We start from the raw sequence: 17,933 nt of genomic DNA, 5'->3' as shown, positions 1-17,933 counted from the left end.
TCTTACTGTCACGAGAATGCCGCCGGGATGACACGGTAAGCCCTCAGCCGCAGCGCTGCAAGCCCAGCCGCTTGGCCAGGCGCAGCAGATTGCTTCTGTCCATGCCCGCATCGCGGGCTGCTCCGGCCAGACTGCCGCCGTGCCGGAGCAGCGCCGCCTCTATCCACTGCCGCTGGAAGGCCTCGGTGGCTTCCCTCAGCCCCTGGCCGGGCGCTGCCTGCATCGGCGCCGCCGGAGCCGACGACGCGGCGAGGACTTCCGCCGCCCCCTCCAAACCCAGGTGGCGCAGTTCGATGGCAGTCCAACGGCCGCCGGGCGCCTGTTCGGCCCAGGCCCGCAACGCCGCGCGGCTGACGAGGTGCTCCAGCTCGCGCACGTTGCCCGGCCAACGCTGTCTCAGCAACGCGGCAGAGGCCTCGGGCGTCAGCCGTAGGTTACGGGCGCCCAGACGGTGCTGGTTCTCCTCGAGGAATCCGCCGGCCAGGCTCAGCAAATCGCGGCCGCGGTCGCGCAGCGGCGGCACCAGCAGGGGATAGACCGACAGCCGGTGGTACAGGTCGGCACGGAAGCGGCCTCGGGCGACTTCGTGGCCGAGATCGCGATTGGTGGCTGCCAAAACGCGCACATCCACGCGGAGCAGCCGGTCGCTGCCTGGCCGCTGTACCTCACCGCTCTGCAGCACGCGCAGCAGCTTGGCCTGCACGGCCAGCGGCAGCTCGCCCACCTCATCGAGGAACAGCGTGCCGCCGTCGGCGAGCTCGAACTTGCCGACGCGATCCGCTACCGCACCGGTGAAGGCACCGCGCTTGTGGCCGAACAACTCACTGTCCGCCAGCGTCTCTGGCAGCGCGGCGCAGTTGATCTGCACCAGTGGCCTGGCGGAGCGTGCGGAATGGGCGTGCAGGCGCTGCGCCACCAGCTCCTTGCCGACGCCGGTCTCGCCGAGGATGAGCACGGTCAGGTCCGACCCCGCCACCGTGTCGATCTCTCGCTTCAGCTGGTTCATCGCTGCGCTCTTGCCGAGCAGCTCTCGTGGACGCCCGCCCTGCCAGTGCTCCTGCGCGACGGCCTGAGCCTGCTCGGCACGGGCCGCCAGCGCCTGCATGCTCTGCTGCGCGGCGATGCCGGATTCGAGCAGGTTGGTGACGACCTGCAGGCGGCCCGGATCGATGCGGTTGAAGGCCTTGGGGTTGAGCGCATCCAGCGTCACCAGGCCCCACAAGCGTCCCTCGTGGTGCAACGGCATGCCCATGCAGTCGTGCACGGCTTGCAAAGCCTGCTGATGGGCTAGCAGGCCGTCGTAGGGATCGGGCAGCCCGGCGTCGGCGGCAAAGCGCAGCCCTTGGGGACCGCTGGCCAGCAGCCGCGCCAGGCGCGGGTGCGCCGCGGCCGGAAAGCGCCGCCCCAGCGCCTCCTCCGCCAGCCCGTCCACGGCCACTGGCTGCAACACCGCCTCGCCGGCCTGTTCAGGCAGCAGGCGCAGTAGCGCAACTGCGTCGCAGGCGATCAAGCCCCTCACCGCAACGAGCAGCGCGCGGTAGTGGCTATCGGTTGTCATATTGACCATGTGCTGTCACTTCGACCTGGATTGCATCTCGGTCTATTTGACCTGCATCAGTAAAACTCGTTGTGCAGCAGGGTCTTGCGGTCGAGTCCCATCAGGCATGGTTCTTGGCTATCGAGAGGTATCTATCACCCAGCCACTCAGGAGCCTCTTGATGTTTTCGACCAGGACCATTGCACTGATTCAGGCAACCGTGCCGCTGCTGAAAGCGCGCGGCGAAGAAATTACCCGCCACTTCTACCGGACCATGCTGGACGAGCACCCCGAGCTGAAAGCCTTCTTCAACGAGGCGCATCAGGCACAGGGCACGCAGGCCCGCGCACTGGCCGGCGCAGTGCTGGCCTATGCCAGCCACATCGACCGCTTGGAGGCCCTGGCACCGGCGCTGCCGCGCATCATCCAGAAACATGTAGCGCTGGGCGTGCAGCCCGAGCACTACCCCATCGTCGGAGGCGTTCTGTTGCGCGCCATCCGCCATGTGCTGGGCGAGGTGGCGACGGACGAGATCATGGCCGCCTGGGCCGAGGCCTACGACGCCCTTGCACGACTGCTGATCGACGCTGAGGAAGCGGTCTATGCGCAGACAGCGGCGCAGCCCGGTGGCTGGCGCGGCGAACGCACGATGCGCGTCATGCGCAAGGTGAGGGAGAGCGACATCATCACTTCGTTCTACCTCGTGCCGACCGACGCCCGGCCGCTGCCGGCCTTCCGTGCTGGCCAGTACCTCACGCTGGCGCTGGACATTGATGGCAGGCGGCTGAGACGCAACTACTCGCTGTCCGACGGGCCGCATCAGCCCTGGTACCGCATCAGCGTCAAACGTGAGGACGGTGGCATCGCGTCCAACTGGCTGCACGACCAGGTCGAGGCCGGCGCCCTCCTGCAGGTGCAGCCGCCGGCGGGCGAGTTCACGCTGGACGACCAGGCCCAACGCCCGCTGCTGCTGGTGACGGGCGGCGTGGGCATCACGCCAGCGATGGCCATGCTGGAGGTGGCAGCGGCCGGCGGCAGGCCAATTCGATTCATCCATGCCGCGCGGCACGGCGGGGCGCATGCCTTCCGCGAACGTGTCGACGAGCTGGCGCGGGCTCATCACAACGTTGAGGTGGTCTATGTCTACGACGAGCCGCGTGCCGCGGACCGTCCGCACGCGGTGGGCCGCGTCGACCGCGAGTTGCTAGCACGCCATATGCCCGCCGACCGCGATGTCGATGTGTACCTGCTGGGTCCAAAGTCTTTCATGCGGGCGGTCTACGCGCACGGCTTGGCGCTGGGCGTACAGGCGGCACAGCTTCGCTACGAGTTCTTCGGCCCCGCCGAGGATCTGCTGGCCGCCTGACCCCCGGAAGGCGCAGGCGAGGGGCCGCCTTCAGGCGGGGCTAGGCGTTGTCCTGTAGGCGGCAATGCGCTGCCCAAGCGCTAGCTTGACTGGCGGCCGAAATGACGTCGGAGCATGACCCATGTGCAGTGATCCGGCGCATTGCCTCTCGCAGTCCAGCCCTCACGCGCTCGTGGCAGGAGGGGGATCTCTTCGCCCACATGCGTTTTGAACCCTTGAGGCGCTTACGCGCCCCCGGTCTCCATCGCCTGAATCAGTGTGCTCGTGAAGCGCGATGCGGCTGGCTGCGCGCGAGGACCCACGGAGAAGGGGCCGGGCGCTAGCGCGCCCGGCTGGCGGTGGACAACGCTACGCCCACCGCTTCGTTGGTCTTTCTGACTTTGGTCTCAGGAAACGCCGTCCTAGCGGTAGAAACAGCGAAAAAGGACTTAGCAGGCCAACACGTTGGCATCCATGACAAGACAGGTGAGGTCATGGGCGTCACCAACACCGACCACATGCAGAAGCGCATCCGCGATGCCGCTCAGGGCGACTGTTACCCACCCATCGAATACAAATCCGAAGTTCTGGCCGTAGGCGACAAGGCGGTCGTGGCGGTCGTCATCCCGCCGAGTGATTTGAAGCCGCATTTCAGCGGCCCGGCCTACGTTCGAGTTGGATCAGAGAGCCCGAAGGCCTCGGCGGCGCAGTTTGAAGAGCTGATCCTCAGCCGAGTCGACAAGGCCCGAGAAATTCTCAGGCACAGGCATGACGTCTTCACCGTGCGCGGGATTGGCTACAAGGTGGGAAGCCAGAAGCCGCTGGGTGACGCGGGCTACTTGGAGACTCGTGAGTGCCGGATCAGCGCCTGCACAGCGCACATGGTGAGGCTCGAAGACATCGCCCGGGGCGAGCGAATTACAGAGCCACTGGAAAACATCACCGTCACCTACGACGAGGAGAAATACCGGCCCATGCTCCTGGTTCGGTTTCCTAAGGGATAGGTTCGAGCATGACCTTCTGCTTCATCGCCTCCATTCCAGGCGTGGTCGTCGCTGCAGCCGACACGCGCGTTGTCTTGCACCATGATCTTGGCGAGCCTGCCGTCCATGATGGCCCGAAAGATCTGCCCGTGGGCCTGGCGTTGCTGGGGCGAGAGGCAGTGATTCCCTACCGGCAGCGAAAAATCCGCTTCCTGGGCGCCGGTTGGGCAGTCATCACGGGCGAGTTTGTGAGCGGCTCGCTGGTGCTTGACGCACTGCGCGAAGCCAAGGCTGCCCGGTTCAATCTAGCCCAATCGACCCTTGACCGAGCAAGAGAGGCGTTGGAAGCCCGCGCGTTGAGCGAGATGGGCGTGCCGACTGCTCAGCTGCGAGAGACGCTGGTAATTGGCGCCGAGCTCAGCCCCGATGGTGGCGTGTGGACACTTGGTGTTGGGCCCGACGACCCTCGCACCGCAGCGAACCGAGGTGTGTTCGTGGCCAATACGCCGTTGGACGTACCAACCAACGTGGCGGCGTCAGCAAAGCAGGTGTTCTTTAACGAACTGGATTTGTCGCGCAGGACAGGCGACGGCATCAGAATTATGAAGGCCGCCGCCGCGTTCATCGGCGTTGTGAGCCGGCACAGCAAGGAAGCTTCAGCACGTGCACAAATCGGCGTGACCATCAAGGATCCGGATACGCACAGCGTGTCCCGCTATTTCGATGGCGCTGTGGACGACCTGCTGAGCCTCGGCACGAACGACTTCTTGGGCTCCGGCGAAGCCGCGGTGTGAGCTTGGGCGATGTAGGGCGCCTCCCGCGCCTTGGCGTCATCGGTCTGTTTTGCGAGGCCGGCGCCTTTTCTCGGCCGCCGTTGGCGGCGCAGCGTCGACTGCCTGTGTCTTGTTCAATGCATCAAGGATCGCCTTGTGCAGCCCTCGGCCAAGCGCCAACTCGGTGAGCTTTCGGCGCACGCCGCTCCATGCGAATTCATGCGGCATGTCTTCCGTTGCGCGAGGATCGACCTCGAGATAGTCTTCGATGTGTGCGAACTCGTCGTTGTCCCGGTCTGAGGGGCGGTAAAGCCCGCGTTCAGCGAGGACCTTCTTCACCAGCAGCGGGAACAAGATGGAGGCAAACGCCAGGTGAGGGAAGTGGTCCCAGACCGTCGGCGCGCGACCCCGTCCCTTGCCGTGGGCGGCCGAACCACGAAGGACGCAGAAGTCGGCGACCCACGCCGACAGCAGTCTTTGATCTGAAGGCTTGTGCCGCTTGAGCCATGCGTCCCTCAGCGGCCCGCCTTCCGCGCCGTGGGCGGGTGCGGGAAAGAGCTTTGTCAGCGCCGCCGAAAGGGAACTGCGCTTCTCGTCAATGCCGAGCAGCCACTCGAAGGCCGACTTGACCATGACGATCTCTACATGGGGCGCGACGTCGCCTGAATCAGTGTTGGCGGCGTTGAATTCTCGGATCGCCTCCAGTATTGGATCGTCGACGGGCAGCGCCAGCAGCGCTTCGGCAAGCTTGACATCGACGGTCACGCGCCAGCGATCCGACACGTGCAGAGGCCGCTGGAACGCGAACTGTTCGCTCGACCAGAAGTTGGTCGCGACGCCGTCACGACGCCGCGTCGAGAACGCGAAACCGTGGGCCGAGCCGGCCGTGAAGTTTTGGACGACTAGGGCATATGCGTGGCTATTCACATAGCTTCCGTCACTAACGAACAGGTGCCGACTGGCCAGTGCGCTTAGGGTCAGAATCTCCTTGACCTGCCATAGGCGATCAAAGACCGGCGCGGGCATGTCGGTACCGGAGTGCCAGTCCGCCACTTCAACAATGACGCCGTGCTGTACGGCCTTGCCGGGCCGGTCGGCGTAGGCCTTGAAGATAGCGTCGACGTCAGCCTTGGGGATGTGTGCCAGTGGCAGCGAGCGAGCCTTGCGGAAGTAGGGGATCAGGCGCACGTCTCCGAGCGTCATCGGCTCGTCCAGGCGTATCCAGGGAAAGAACGCGAGTCGCATGGGAAGGGGCTCGCTCAGGTCTTTGGTGAGTTGCCCACGGTGTCCCAGCTCATGCGATGGGCGCTGCTCACTGCATCGTGGCGGGCATCGTCTTCGCCATGCACGTAGATGCTGGTCGTGGCAATCGAGACATGGCCGAGGGTGTCCCGCACATGCTTCAGATCGATCTGGTTGGACAAGTTCGATCCAGCGGTGTGGCGCAGCCAGTGGGCCGAGGCAGCCTCCAGTCTTGCGGCTTGTGCGTCGCCTCGGCCGTTCCGCCGCCACTGATCAGCAGCGAGCGCGAAGATCTGTTTCAGGATGCCGTGGATGGCGCTGCGCGTGAGCGGCTCCGGCCAGGCCGGCGCTGGATGGGTGGATCGACGCCAGGCGACCGGGAAAATCAGTGGTGACGGTTCGGCCGGCTGAGGAAGGTCGTTCAGCTCGAGCGAGCGCCGGTAATTCATCAACTCGACCATCAACTCCGCCGTGGCTGGAATCAGGCGCTCTTTGTCACCCTTGCCTGTGGCCTGTAGCCACCAGCGCTGGTCACCGGTCTTGGGGTCCGAGCGCATGAAGAAATCGCCCATGCCGTTGCTGACGACCTCCGAGATGCGCAGGCCGCCCAGGAACATCAGGCTGAACAGCCACCGGGCGCGCGCATAGACCGCCCGCTGGCGAGGCGTCTCCTGCGGCAGGGCGAGGATGGTCTGGCAAACGGCTTCCCAGAGGTCGGCTTCCAGGAAGCGCACCACGCGCGGGGGAGGGGCCTTGCGGCGGGTTCGGCTCAACGACAGCGGATTGCCGCGCAGATAGCCGGCCTCGACCAGCCAAGACATCATGGAGTTCAGCACCACCATGGACTGTCGGATGCTGGCCTCGGACAGTGGGCCGGCGAATGGGCGCCAGCGGGGATCCCGCCGGCCAGGCTTGCGGCCTGGTGCCATCACCCACCGGTCGGCTGGCTGGGGGTTCGCCAAGAAGCGGCGGTAGACCAGCAGATCTTCGTGCGTCAGGGAGGACAGCGGCTTGCGCCGCTCGGTGAGCGACCAGAGCAGCAGGCGCTCCGCCTCGCGGCGGCCGTTGGCCAGGGTGTTGGGACTGTCGGCGTACCGCGCCAACCATGCCAGGACTGCCTCCTGATCGGTGTCTGCGCTGAGCTGACATTTGCCGGTCGACCGGTTCGAGCCGTGACGGCCGGACATCTCCTCGACGACGGCGATTTCGTCCAGCGGGGGCAGGGCGGTGATGCTCGTCGACATCGCCTTTGGCGCCTCAGAGGTCTCATGCATCGCGTTGCGTGGCCGTTTAAAGAACTTTTGACACTATACAGGTAATGTCAAAATAATCCAATTGATCGCTGGATATCTAACGTATTACGTCGTAATATTTACACCATGAACACAGAGACTGAGATCCTGAGCGAAGTCGAGGCACTGAAGGCCAATTTCAGCGACACGCGGGCCTTGTATCGCGAGGTCTGCGCGCTGCTGTTCTTCAGGTTCGGCATCACACCGACCGCCAACAAGCTGTACCAGTACGTCCGCCGCGGATCGATGAACGTGCCGACCGAAGAGGTTGGCAAGTTCTGGGACGACCTGCGACACCGGGCGCGCGTCGACATCCAGCATCCAGACCTGCCGGATCCCATCAAAGCCGTGGCCGCCGAAGCCATCGCTGCGCTCTGGAGCCAGGCCACCGAGGCCGCGCGAGGCGAACTTGCCGCGGCGCGGTTGGAATTCCAGCAGGAAGCTGAACAGGCCAGGGCCAGCCGGGACACCGCAGAACAGGCGGTCGCCCGCATGCAGGAAGCCGCCGTGGAGCAGCGCGCCAACATGGAACGGGTCCAGGCTGAGAGCCAGGCCACTCGCGAGGAACTCGAGGCCGAGCGCCGTTCCCATGCCGGGACGCAGGCACGGGTCCAACAGATGCAGAGCCAGCTCGAAGAAGCAGGCCGACAACAGCAAGCGCTGCAGGAGGGGTTCGCCGCCGAATTAGCCAAGTCTCGGGAGGCCATCGAGGCCGCCAATGAGCGCGCCGCTGGCGCCGAACGCAGGGCGCTCAGGGAAATCGAGCAGGAGCGCCAGGCGCGCGCAAGGGCTGACACAAGCGCCGAGGCTGCACGCCAGAAGCTTTCCCAGATCGAAGCTGCCGCACGAGAACAGGCGGTCCAGCACGCGGCCAAGGCCACACGCCTGGAGATCGACGTCAATCAGGCCAAGCTCGCGCTGGACGCGGCGGTCAAAGCCCGGGATGGACTCAGCCGTCAAGTGGCAGAGCTTCAGCAGCAGCTCGCCGAAAGCCAGCAGGCGGTGTCTCGCCACCAGGCCGAAGCCCGGACCTTGCAGGCTATGGTGGAGCGACTGACGCCGCCGCCGACGCCCGAAGGAAGCACGACGACCAAGCGCGGCAGTCGCCGCAAGGCAGACTCTGGCGGTCCATGAGCGAACTGACGGGTAGCCTGGCCGACCCCAAGCTGGTGTCGGTGGCCAAGACGATCAATGACCTGGACGAGCTGGTGCAGCTGATCCTCAAAAGGATGACCCGCACCAAGCCCTGGCAGCGCCAACTGGCCGTGCGCCTCGGCGACGTCGACCGCCTGGTTCAGGTGCTGCGCTTGACGATCGCGCTGGAGAAGCCGAACGGTGAAATCGCCGCCGCGGCCGCGTCGGTCGCTGGCGCCTGTCGCCGCACCGCGGCATCGATGGCCGGCAGCCGGGCGGACTATCCGTCACTCCAGGCCGTGGCGCTGGTCAGCAATCTCGGCGACAAGCTGCAAGCGGGTTTCAGCGAGCTGGCGTAGAAGCGTCCGAATCAGCCCGTCGGCAGCCGGGTTGGGAGTGGGTATGTCTGGCCGTGGTCGATGGAGTCTAGAAGGGCTCAGATGGCCCGAGTTCTCGATGCAAACGCACCGGATAAGGTGTAGTCCTTAAAGGTGCATGATGAGCCAATGCGGGCCGGAATCGACCCGCGATGAGTCTCAAGACAGCCACCCCCAAATTCGGACAGGCGCTACGTGCCGTGCGGCTTGAGCGCGGGCTGTCGCAAGAAGACTTCTACGAAGTCTCGGGCCGCACCCACCTGAGCCGTCTGGAGAACCAGGGTTCGAGCCCGTCGCTGAACAAGGTCGCCCAGTTGGCTCAGACGATGGGCGTCCACCCGCTGACCCTGCTGACGCTGTCCTTCTGCAACAAGGGCACGGCAGCGGAAGTCGACAAGGTTCTGGCCGCTGTCCGCGATGAGATCGCCTCGTTCGAGGATCTGCGGCTTGGCACGCGGGACAGGCATCGCAAGACCACGTGAACCCGACGTCGCCGGCGGCCGTGGTCGCCTTCGCTGCAGAGCTGACGCAGCTACGGCTGCAGGCGGGGCTGAGCCAGGACGAGTTGGCGGAGCAGCTTGATATCCAGGCGGGAGATGTGGAGCTCAGCGAAGCAGGGCGGCGAGAGGTCGACGTGGTCGAGCTGTTTCGATGGTGCCAGGCCTGTGGCAACTCACTCGATGGCTTTGTTGAGCGCTTGGAACGACGCCTGGCGGTAGCGACTTCTGACCGCCACTGAGCTGAGCCAACTCACTTCTCTCTCGGGGCCCGTCGACTGTGCGCCGCCCTCACAGTTCGCTTGTGCGGCCGGGGGCGTAGACCGACGCCGCTGAGCCAGCGGAGCTCTTCGTCCAGTTCCTGCAGGAACTCGAGGAAGTTGAACTCCAGCGCTTCGATCCATTCCCGCAGCTCGATGACGTTGAGGGTGATGGCGCCGCTCTCGACATAGCTGACCCAGCCTTGGCTGCGGCCAAGCAGGTCGCCAAGGTCGGCCTGGCGCAACTGGCGTGACTCGCGCAGGCCTTTGAGCTTCTTCAGAAAGGCTTCGTTGTGGCGGCTATACAGGGATTTGGACATGGATTTCTCTCAGCCCCGCACCGTATCCCAAGCGACTCGATATCAAGAATTTGCATACGGCAGGGCGGCCCAAAAAATCAGTGGCTATCAAAACTTCGCCGGCGGACCGTTTCGCCCACCTTCCCGCCATGTTCGTTTCACACCCCGAGTACCAGTCCCCAATGCCGCCTGCCCTCGATGACCCGGGCACCCTGCATTGGCGGATGGTGGAGCTGAGCCTGCATGCTCCATGGTTCCTGCTCTCGGTGGAGTTCGTCGATCCCACTGAGCGCGATCGCAGCATCACACGCACCTTGTGCATCGCCCGAGACCACGACTTGGCTGACGTGCTGCGCCCGCTCGACCCCGAGCGGGTGAAAGGGATCGTCTGCATGATGCCGGCTTGGCAGTCGCCCACTGGCCAATGGTGGTCTCGTGAGATACGAGAGGTTTGGATTCTCAGCTCTCACAGCGGCCAGCACATCGTCCTTGCGGACAACGCCGGCCAGGAGTTCGATTGCGGGTTGATTCCAGAGCACGTTGGCGATGTCGAGAAGCAATTGCTAATCCGCGTCAAGCCGAAGCCGGCTCCCGGTGATTCGAACCGCCGCGCCGGCGGCGCCGCCAGCAGAAGGACGAAGAGCTCGTGAGCGGCGAGGGCGGGAACGACGCTCGAGGCGCCGTCGAGCGGAGCACGCGGCACGTCCAGCGCCACTTCGATATCCGCAAGCAGATCATGCTGGGTTTCTTCAATGGCCAAGAGCAGTACGACGTTTTGGTTGATCCGGGACAGGGAAAACTGATGTTCGACGGTTGCGACATCTACTGGCTGTTCGACAACCAGCGGCGGATGTCGGACACCATCAACAACGCCATCGAGATCTGGCTCAGCGACGGCAGCATTGAAGAAGTGCTGCCCATTGGGTCGGCCACATCTGATGGCCCCGCAGGGGGTAATCATGAGAAGTAGTCGGGCTCCGACGACGGTGACTCGGCTGAAGCGCCGGTCCGACGGCACCCAGCAAGTGGTGATGACGGGACGCACTGCGCCGTGGCGGTTGGGCCAGCGCGTATGGTTCCAGGTCGGGCTTGGTCGGATTGAAGTCTCGCCGCAGCCGCAGGGTCGCCGCTGCGATCGACGACACACCAGCCGCATTCGACGGGGCTTCAAGTCCCTGCTGCGCGAGGGTTAGCCAGACCTTCGTCCCGTGCCTGGGAAATGACCACCTCCAACTCCTCTGAGAAGCTGTGAAGGGCGTTCAACGCCGCGATCACTCGGCTGTTCTTTGACCTCCCGTGGGCGGCGGCGGCGGCCTCGATCAGTTGCGCAGTTGTTCGTCGAATCCCGAGAAGTTTGCGCTTGTCGGCGTCGTTGGCGGCGCCGTCCATGTCTCTCAGTTGCCGGAAGACGAGCTCCCTAAACCTTGCAGCCGAGCCACAAACCATGTCCAGCCGAACCAGCCTGGGGAGTTTCAGCAGAGTGGCCTGAGGCTCTCCCAGCGGGGAGTCTGATTCAGGCTGACCGCACAAGAGTTCTGCGGGGGTCAGTCTGCAGAAGTCCTTTGACCTCATGTTGAAGAACTCCTTCAACTCGACCTCGTCTAGATCGCGAAGACAAGACAGCACCCGAGAGATCGGCTCACCTTCGACGGAGGGCCAGCTGAGAAACCGCGGATAGAGGTCCTCAGGTAGCGGCCGCTCCTCATAGGGCACAGTTGGGCGAGTCGAGGTCTTGCGCGTCATGTCATTTCCCAGAGTTGCTGCCGGTCAGTCGCTAGTCGACGGCGCAAGCGCACCGATCAACTGACGCCGTCGGCCGTACGTCGGATCAAGCCGGCACCAAGTCTGGAACGCTGGGATCTGTATTGACTCAATACAAGCGACGTTCCCATGGGTGTGACAGGTTCATTTCGCACAGCGGAGCCAACGCGAGGTAGGCTGATATGGAGCGTGGATTTGCCAGCGGCGTCGGCGTCAGCCTGAATAGACGGCGACGCTCTCAGCGATTCGAATTCGCAGACATCGATGACTCAAGTGAAGGTCCCCAAGCTCGAAATTGCCCGCTGGGCCATCGGCGCGCTGCCCGCGCGGATTCAAGGGGAGGGCCGCTATTGCGAGGGCAACGCCGCGACCCCAACCCACTGGATTCTCGATCTGCCGGGCTTCAGCCTGTTGTTCACGAAGACCGCGCTGCGTCTGCCTGATGACCCTGGCCTATCGTCGATGGTCGAGGTCTGGGCCGTCCCTGGGCGGAAGGTGCTTTCAGTCAGTTGGATCCCCACGCATCCATGGCTGCCACCGGACATCTCGTGCTTCAAAAGCGGCGACTGGGCGGCCCAGTTGGGCTGGATCTGAGATGACTCCTCATGGTGGTATTTGACTCCATACAAGCGACGTTCCCATGGGTGTGACAGGCTCATGGCGCACAGGGAGGTCGAAGCCTGATAGGCTGAAACGGAGCCTGAAATTGCCTATGGGTTGGCGTTGTCGGTCTGCGCTCGGTTGTCCAATCAGCAGCAAGCTGATGTTCGTAGCAGCCAAGTGCAGCAGAGGTCGACATTCGACAGCCAAAGTCTGGAGTTTCTGGCGGCAATGCTTGGTCGACGACAGCCAAGTACCGCTCGAAGTGCAGCAAAGGTATGTCGCCGCTGACCGTCGGCGCGGCTAACGGTGAGCAAAGTTCGGCGTGTGAAAGCCAGTCGCAGGAAACATGGCGTCCGGCGGATCCGCCAAGGAACGGCCGGAAAGTGGTAAGGACTGTCAGGTAGGCCGCAACCAGGGGGTCAGCACAGTTGGGTCAGTCCCAACCAGTGGCTGCCCAAGAGGCGGTGGCGTGCAGTGTTGCTTCACATTGCACGTGCATGAATGCTTCCGGCAGCCACTAGCTCCGACCATCGCGAGCAGCTAAGGACGATGTCAATTTAACATAATGCACATTGTCGCCAAAATTCAGTGGCCGCCTCTGTCAGAGCTGCCCTTGGCACACATACTTCAGCTGCGTGTAATCGTCCAGGCCATGCACGGAGCCCTCACGCCCGTAGCCTGACTCCTTGACGCCGCCGAACGGTGCCGCCTCGGCCGCGAGTGCGCCTTCGTTGACGCCCACCAAGCCGGTCTGCAAGGCCTCCGCCATGCGCCAGATGCGCCGCAAGTCGGTGGCATAGAAATAGCCGGCCAGGCCGAAAGGCGTGTCGTTCGCCGCGCGGGTCACGTCGGCTTCGGTCTCGAAGCGGGTGATGGCCACCATCGGTCCGAAGGTTTCCTCGCAGGCGCAGGCCATGCCGCCATCGGCACCGACCAGCAGCGTCGGCGCGAAGTAGTTCGGCCCGAGAGCTGCCAGCCGCGCGCCCCCGACCCGCGTGACCGCGCCACGCGCGACGGCGTCTTGCACATGGCGCTCGATCTTGTCGACGGCTCTCGCATTGATCATCGGCCCGATCTGTGAGGCCGAGTCGCTGGCCGGACCGACCTTGAGCGCCGAGATGCGGGCGGCCAGCTTCTCGACGAAGGCGTCGTGCACGCTTGATTGCACGAACACCCGATTCGGGCTGACGCAGGTCTGCCCGCCGTTGCGGAACTTGGCCACCATCAGGCCTTCGACGGCGGCGTCGAGGTCCGCGTCCTCGAAGACGATGAAGGGCGCGTTGCCACCTAGCTCCAGCGACAGCCGCTTGAGCGTGTCGGCGGCGCGCCGCGCCAGATGCTTGCCCACCGGTGTAGAGCCGGTGAAGGTGATCTTGCGCACGCGCGGGTCGTCGAGCCAGACATCGACGACCTCGGGCGTGCGTTCACGCGAGGCAGTCACGATGTTCAGCACACCCGCCGGAACGCCTGCCTCCTCGGCCAGCTTGACCAGCGCCAGCGAGGTCAGCGGCGTGTCTTCGGCCGGCTTGCAGACCACGGTACAGCCGGCGGCCAGCGCGGGAGCGATCTTGCGCGCGATCATCGCCGCGGGGAAATTCCAGGGCGTGATAGCGGCGACGACGCCGACCGGCTCCCTCAGCGCGAACATGCGCCGGCCGGGCACCGACGCGGGAATCACGTCGCCATTGGCACGCGTGGCTTCGGCAGCGAACCATTCCACATAACTTGAAGCGTAGGCGACCTCCCCTCGCCCTTCGGCCAGCGGTTTGCCCTGCTCACGAGAGATCAGGCGGCCCAGGTCGTCCTGGTGCGCGAGGATCAGTGCGTTCCAGCGATTGAGAATCTGCGCTCGTTGCTTGGCCGGCACCGCACGCCAGATCGGAAAGGCCGCATGGGCCGCTTCCAGCGCCGCAGCGGCGTCGAGAGCCCCGCTGTCCGGCACAGTGGCGAACACTGCGTCGGTCGCCGGGTCGGTCACCCCGAAACGTTGACCCTCCAGCGCCTCGCGCCATTGCCCCGCGATGAAGTTGCGGCCGGGGAGCAGGTCGTCATGTTGAATCGTCAATGTCATCTCAGTTCTCCATTTCGCGTTCGCGGCACCCGCGACGGATGAATCGAATGCGGGAATGCAACCACAGAGACACAGAGGCACAGAGAAGTGCTCGCTCTGGATTTCCTCTGTGTCTCTCTGCCTCTGTGGTTGCCTTTGAATTTCGTCTCAGGTGCCCTTCACCTGATCGGCAATCGCCCGGCCGACGTCTTCGGTATGGGCGTCGCCGCCAAGGTCGGGCGTTCGTGGCCCGCGCAAGATCACGTCCTCGATGGCGCGCACGATGGCGTCGTGCGCCGCGCGCCCACTGCCCTGCCCTTGCGTCAGGAAGTCGAGCATCAGCGCACCCGACCAGATCATGGCGATGGGGTTGGCGATGCGGCGGCCGTAGATGTCGGGGGCCGACCCGTGCACCGGCTCGAACAGCGATGGGAACTGGCGTTCCGGGTTGAGGTTGGCGCTCGGTGCCAGGCCGATGGTGCCGGTCGTCGCGGGGCCGAGGTCGCTCAGGATGTCGCCAAACAGATTGGTCGCCGCGACGACGTCGAAGCGCTGCGGTTGCAGCACGAAGCGGGCGCACAGGATGTCGATGTGCTGCTTGTCGACCTGCACGTCCGGGTACTGCCGCGCCATCTCGTCGGTGCGCGCATCCCACCAGGGCATGCTGATGGCGATGCCGTTGCTCTTGGTGGCCACGGTCAGCGACTTGCGCTGGCGTGAGCGCGCCAGCTCGAAGGCGTAGCGCAACACGCGGTCGGCGCCGTGGCGCGAGAACACCGATTCCTGGATGACGATCTCGCGCTCGGTGCCGGCGAACATCACGCCACCGAGATTGGTGTACTCGCCCTCGGTGTTCTCGCGCACGACGACGTAGTCGATGTCGCCGACCTTGCGCCCCGCCAATGGGCACGGCGCGCCCTCGAAAAGCCGTACCGGCCGCAGGTTGATGTACTGGTCGAACTCGCGCCGGAACTTCAGCAGCGAGCCCCACAGCGAGACGTTGTCGGGCACGGTCGCCGGCCAGCCGACGGCGCCGAAGTAGATGGCGTCAACGCCGGCGAGCTGCTGCTTCCAGTCGTCCGGCATCATCTGGCCGTGCTGCGCATACCAGTCGCAGCTGGCCCAGTCGAACTCGCGCAGCTCGATGGCGAAGCCGAAGCGATCCGCCGCCGCCTTCAGCACGCGCAGACCCTCGGGCATCACTTCCTTGCCGATGCCATCTCCCGCGATGGCAGCGATGCGGAATGTGTTCATCATGAGTTTTTCCTTCTGTTGTCAGGCGACCAGGACGGGCCGTGGCGGGTCGAGTTCCTCGAGCCAGCCACGCCGCAGCTCGGGCACGGCTCGCGCGAGCTGCTCGTAGTAGGGGTGGTGCGGCCCACGGTCGTAGTCGGCGCGTGCCACCTGGGCCAGCTTGTGGCCATGGCGCATCACGACGATCTCGTCGCAGACCGCGCGGACCGTATGCAGATCGTGGCTGATGAACAGGATCGACAGGCCCAGCTCGCGGCGCAGTTCCGCGATCAGGTCGAGCACCGCGGCGCCGACGACCGTGTCCAGCGCCGACGTGACCTCGTCGCACAGCAGCAGCTCCGGCTCGGCGGCCAGCGCCCGTGCCAGGTTGACGCGCTGCTTCTGGCCGCCCGAGAGGCCCGCAGGCAGGCGGCCGGCAAGGTTGGCGGGCAGCTTCACCAGGTCCAGCAGCTCGGCAATGCGGCGTTGCAGGACGACCCCCTTCAGGCCACGGTAGAACTGCAGTGGCCGGGCCAGGATGCTCTCGACGGTCTGCGACGGATTCAGCGCCGTGTCGGCCGACTGAAAGACGATCTGGATGCGGCGCAGCTCCTCCTTGCTGCGTTCTCCAAGCGTCGGTGCCAGCGGCCGGCCGTCGAAGCGGATGGTGCCGGCGCTGGGCGCCAGCAGGCCGGCGACGGCGCGTGCCAGCGTGGTCTTGCCCGAGCCCGATTCGCCGATGACGCCCACGGCCTGGCCGCGCTCCAGCCGCAGGTCGATGTCCTGCAGGATGCACACCTGCGGCCGGCCCTGGGCATCGCGCGCGCCGTAGCCGGCGCTGACGCCGCTCACTTCCAGCAGCGCTGGCGTGCTGCCGGGCTGGTGGCCGGAGTCGCGCGCCGCCGGCCGCGCGGCGGCCAGCAGCTCCCGCGTGTACTCATGCGCCGGCTGGGCCAGCACGCGGTCGGTGCTGGACAGCTCCTGCATGCGCCCGCCTCGCAGCACCAGGATGTGATCGGCCATTTGCGCGACGACCGCGAGGTCGTGGCTGACGTAGACGGCCGTCACCTGGCGCTCGCGCACCACGCGCTTGAACGCGCGCAGCACCTCGACCTGCGTCGTCACGTCCAGCGCCGTGGTCGGCTCGTCGAGGATGACGACATCGGGGTCGGTGATCAGCGCCATCGCCGCCATCAGCCGTTGCAGCTGGCCACCGGAGACCTGGTGGGGATAGCGCGCGCCGATGCCTTCCGGGTCGGGCAGCGCAAGCTCGCGGAACAGCGCGATGGCCTTCAGCTCGGCCGCCGCGCGCGACAGCGTGCCGTGCATCGTCGCCGGCTCCACGACCTGGTCGAGGATGGTGCGCGACGGGTTGAACGACGCCGCCGCGCTCTGCGCGAAGTAGGCCGCCTTGCGGCCACGCAGGCTGCGCAGCTGGCGGGGGCCGAGCTTGAGCACGTCGATGTCGTCGATGCGGACCTGGCCGGCGGCGATGCGGCAGCCGTGGCGCACATAGCCCATCAGCGCGAGCGCCGTGGTCGTCTTGCCCGAACCCGATTCGCCGATCAGCGCCAGCACCTCGCCGGGCCGGATGGTGAACGACAGCGCGTCCACCAGCGTGGCGTCGCCCGCGGCAACCGTCAGGTTGCTCACTTCCACAAGGCTGCCCATCAGCGCGCTCCTCTCTCGCGGGCCTTGCGGCCCGGCAGGTTGTCGATCACCAGGTTCACGGCGATGGTCAGGCTGGCTATTGCCCCGGCCGGTGCGATCACCGAGGCGCCGCCATCGGCCAGCGCGCCGATGTTCTCGCGCACCAGCGACCCCCAGTCGGCCATTGGCGGCTGTACGCCCAGACCGAGGAAGCTCAAGGACGCCAGCAGCAGCACGACGTAGACGAAGCGCAGCCCGAGGTCAGCCAGCATGGGCCCAAGGATGTTGGGCAGGATCTCGCGCCGCATCACATACCAGGTGCCCTCACCGCGCGTGCGAGCCACGGTGACGTAGTCCATCGCATTGATGTTCACTGCCAGTGAGCGGCCGATGCGGTAGGCGCCCGGCACATAGATGACGGCGGCCGTCACGATCAGCACCGGCACCGACGAACCGAAGCCGGCCACGATCAGCAGCGCGAACATCTTGCTCGGAATGGCTGTCAGCGTGTCCAGCACGCGGCTGAGCGCGCCATCGATCCAGCGCCCGCTGGCGGCCGCCAGCAGTGCCAGCAGCGTGCCGATGCCGCTGGCCAGCAGCGTGGCGGCCAGGGCCACGCCGACCGTGTAGCGCGCGCCTTCGATGACGCGCGCCAGCATGTCTCGGCCGAGGTAGTCAGTGCCCAGCCAGTGATGAGCGCTGATCGGCGCGAACACCGCAGCACCTCCCTGGGAGCCGCTGCGGGACAGCAGCGCCGGGCCTAGCAAGGCGGCGAGGATCCAGAAGCCCAACACGGCCAAGCCGAGCAAGCCAGAGGGGCCGAACTGCGCGAGCCGGCGGCGCCAGACCGCCGAGCGCCCGGCAGGCAGGGGAATGGAAATGACAGTCATGCCTGTG

General features: G+C 65.5%; 19 protein-coding genes. 10 read left to right on the top strand and 9 right to left on the bottom strand.

What is annotated here, in order from left to right; genetic code table 11:
• Positions 1-43: 43 nt before the first annotated feature.
• Complete coding sequence (norR, locus tag ASC95_RS29485) at positions 44-1,558, bottom strand: nitric oxide reductase transcriptional regulator NorR (protein ID WP_235538089.1); 1,515 nt, start codon at positions 1,556-1,558, stop codon at positions 44-46.
• Between the two features lie 160 nt (positions 1,559-1,718).
• Between norR and hmpA the strand changes: the two genes are divergently transcribed.
• The 3 genes from hmpA to ASC95_RS29470 all read left to right on the top strand — a co-directional run bounded on the left by hmpA (position 1,719) and on the right by ASC95_RS29470 (position 4,659).
• Positions 1,719-2,903 carry an NO-inducible flavohemoprotein gene (gene hmpA, locus ASC95_RS29480; RefSeq protein ID WP_057301278.1) on the top strand — a complete coding sequence of 395 codons (1,185 nt, stop codon included), beginning with the start codon at positions 1,719-1,721 and terminating at the stop codon, positions 2,901-2,903.
• 338 nt (positions 2,904-3,241) lie between these two features.
• Positions 3,242-3,886, top strand: coding sequence for a helix-turn-helix domain-containing protein (locus tag ASC95_RS29475; RefSeq protein ID WP_255355289.1), 645 nt, complete (start codon positions 3,242-3,244; stop codon positions 3,884-3,886).
• Between the two features lie 8 nt (positions 3,887-3,894).
• On the top strand, positions 3,895-4,659 hold the full coding sequence (locus ASC95_RS29470) for a hypothetical protein (RefSeq protein WP_057301276.1): 765 nt from the start codon (positions 3,895-3,897) through the stop codon (positions 4,657-4,659).
• Between the two features lie 36 nt (positions 4,660-4,695).
• Here the strand turns inward: ASC95_RS29470 and ASC95_RS29465 are convergent, their stop codons facing one another.
• Positions 4,696-5,883 carry a hypothetical protein gene (locus tag ASC95_RS29465; protein WP_057301275.1) on the bottom strand — a complete coding sequence of 396 codons (1,188 nt, stop codon included), beginning with the start codon at positions 5,881-5,883 and terminating at the stop codon, positions 4,696-4,698.
• Positions 5,884-5,897: 14 nt separating this feature from the next.
• Positions 5,898-7,124, bottom strand: coding sequence for a tyrosine-type recombinase/integrase (locus ASC95_RS29460; protein WP_057301274.1), 1,227 nt, complete (start codon positions 7,122-7,124; stop codon positions 5,898-5,900).
• A gap of 135 nt (positions 7,125-7,259) precedes the next feature.
• On the opposite strand from ASC95_RS29460, the gene ASC95_RS29455 reads away from it, so the two are divergent.
• The 4 genes from ASC95_RS29455 to ASC95_RS29440 all read left to right on the top strand — a co-directional run bounded on the left by ASC95_RS29455 (position 7,260) and on the right by ASC95_RS29440 (position 9,422).
• Complete coding sequence (locus tag ASC95_RS29455) at positions 7,260-8,306, top strand: DNA-binding protein (RefSeq protein ID WP_082568231.1); 1,047 nt, start codon at positions 7,260-7,262, stop codon at positions 8,304-8,306.
• Positions 8,303-8,665 (top strand): hypothetical protein, encoded by a 363-nt coding sequence (locus tag ASC95_RS29450; protein ID WP_057301273.1) that lies wholly within the window; start codon positions 8,303-8,305, stop codon positions 8,663-8,665. The genes ASC95_RS29455 and ASC95_RS29450 overlap by 4 nt, the downstream gene beginning before the upstream one ends.
• A 170-nt stretch (positions 8,666-8,835) precedes the next feature.
• Positions 8,836-9,165 carry a helix-turn-helix domain-containing protein gene (locus tag ASC95_RS29445; protein ID WP_057301272.1) on the top strand — a complete coding sequence of 110 codons (330 nt, stop codon included), beginning with the start codon at positions 8,836-8,838 and terminating at the stop codon, positions 9,163-9,165.
• Positions 9,162-9,422, top strand: coding sequence for a helix-turn-helix domain-containing protein (locus tag ASC95_RS29440; RefSeq protein ID WP_057301271.1), 261 nt, complete (start codon positions 9,162-9,164; stop codon positions 9,420-9,422). The genes ASC95_RS29445 and ASC95_RS29440 overlap by 4 nt, the downstream gene beginning before the upstream one ends.
• 11 nt (positions 9,423-9,433) lie before the next feature.
• Here ASC95_RS29440 and ASC95_RS29435 read toward each other — a convergent pair whose 3' ends face one another.
• Positions 9,434-9,760: a helix-turn-helix domain-containing protein gene (locus ASC95_RS29435; RefSeq protein WP_057301270.1), complete on the bottom strand. Its 327-nt coding sequence runs from the start codon at positions 9,758-9,760 to the stop codon at positions 9,434-9,436.
• A 128-nt stretch (positions 9,761-9,888) separates the two neighbouring features.
• Here ASC95_RS29435 and ASC95_RS29430 point away from each other — a divergent pair, with 128 nt between their 5' ends.
• Together ASC95_RS29430 and ASC95_RS29425 are read left to right on the top strand one after the other, a co-directional pair.
• Positions 9,889-10,389 (top strand): hypothetical protein, encoded by a 501-nt coding sequence (locus ASC95_RS29430; RefSeq protein WP_157256575.1) that lies wholly within the window; start codon positions 9,889-9,891, stop codon positions 10,387-10,389.
• Complete coding sequence (locus ASC95_RS29425) at positions 10,386-10,709, top strand: hypothetical protein (protein WP_057301268.1); 324 nt, start codon at positions 10,386-10,388, stop codon at positions 10,707-10,709. The genes ASC95_RS29430 and ASC95_RS29425 overlap by 4 nt, the downstream gene beginning before the upstream one ends.
• A 197-nt stretch (positions 10,710-10,906) precedes the next feature.
• Here ASC95_RS29425 and ASC95_RS29420 read toward each other — a convergent pair whose 3' ends face one another.
• A complete protein-coding gene (locus tag ASC95_RS29420; RefSeq protein WP_057301267.1) occupies positions 10,907-11,482 on the bottom strand; it encodes a hypothetical protein in 576 nt (191 codons plus the stop codon).
• A 282-nt stretch (positions 11,483-11,764) separates the two neighbouring features.
• On the opposite strand from ASC95_RS29420, the gene ASC95_RS29415 reads away from it, so the two are divergent.
• Entirely contained in the window at positions 11,765-12,094 is a 330-nt protein-coding gene (locus tag ASC95_RS29415; protein WP_057301266.1) for a hypothetical protein, read from the top strand.
• 610 nt (positions 12,095-12,704) lie between these two features.
• Here the strand turns inward: ASC95_RS29415 and ASC95_RS29410 are convergent.
• The 4 genes from ASC95_RS29410 to ASC95_RS29395 all read right to left on the bottom strand — a co-directional run bounded on the left by ASC95_RS29410 (position 12,705) and on the right by ASC95_RS29395 (position 17,926).
• Positions 12,705-14,174, bottom strand: a complete 1,470-nt coding sequence (locus ASC95_RS29410) for an NAD-dependent succinate-semialdehyde dehydrogenase (RefSeq protein ID WP_057301265.1) — start codon at positions 14,172-14,174, stop codon at positions 12,705-12,707.
• Positions 14,175-14,321: 147 nt separating this feature from the next.
• The gene (locus ASC95_RS29405; RefSeq protein ID WP_057301264.1) at positions 14,322-15,410 is read right to left on the bottom strand and encodes a tartrate dehydrogenase; all 1,089 of its coding nucleotides are present in this window, start codon (positions 15,408-15,410) and stop codon (positions 14,322-14,324) included.
• An 18-nt stretch (positions 15,411-15,428) separates the two neighbouring features.
• On the bottom strand, positions 15,429-17,057 hold the full coding sequence (locus ASC95_RS29400; RefSeq protein WP_057301263.1) for an ABC transporter ATP-binding protein: 1,629 nt from the start codon (positions 17,055-17,057) through the stop codon (positions 15,429-15,431).
• The gene (locus tag ASC95_RS29395) at positions 17,057-17,926 is read right to left on the bottom strand and encodes an ABC transporter permease (RefSeq protein ID WP_082568230.1); all 870 of its coding nucleotides are present in this window, start codon (positions 17,924-17,926) and stop codon (positions 17,057-17,059) included. Before ASC95_RS29395 ends, ASC95_RS29400 begins: the two co-directional genes overlap by 1 nt.
• Positions 17,927-17,933: the final 7 nt, after the last annotated feature.

It is taken from the genome of Pelomonas sp. Root1217, assembly GCF_001425705.1.
GTDB lineage: Bacteria > Pseudomonadota > Gammaproteobacteria > Burkholderiales > Burkholderiaceae_C > Pelomonas.
This window is presented reverse-complemented; position numbering and strand designations above follow the sequence as displayed.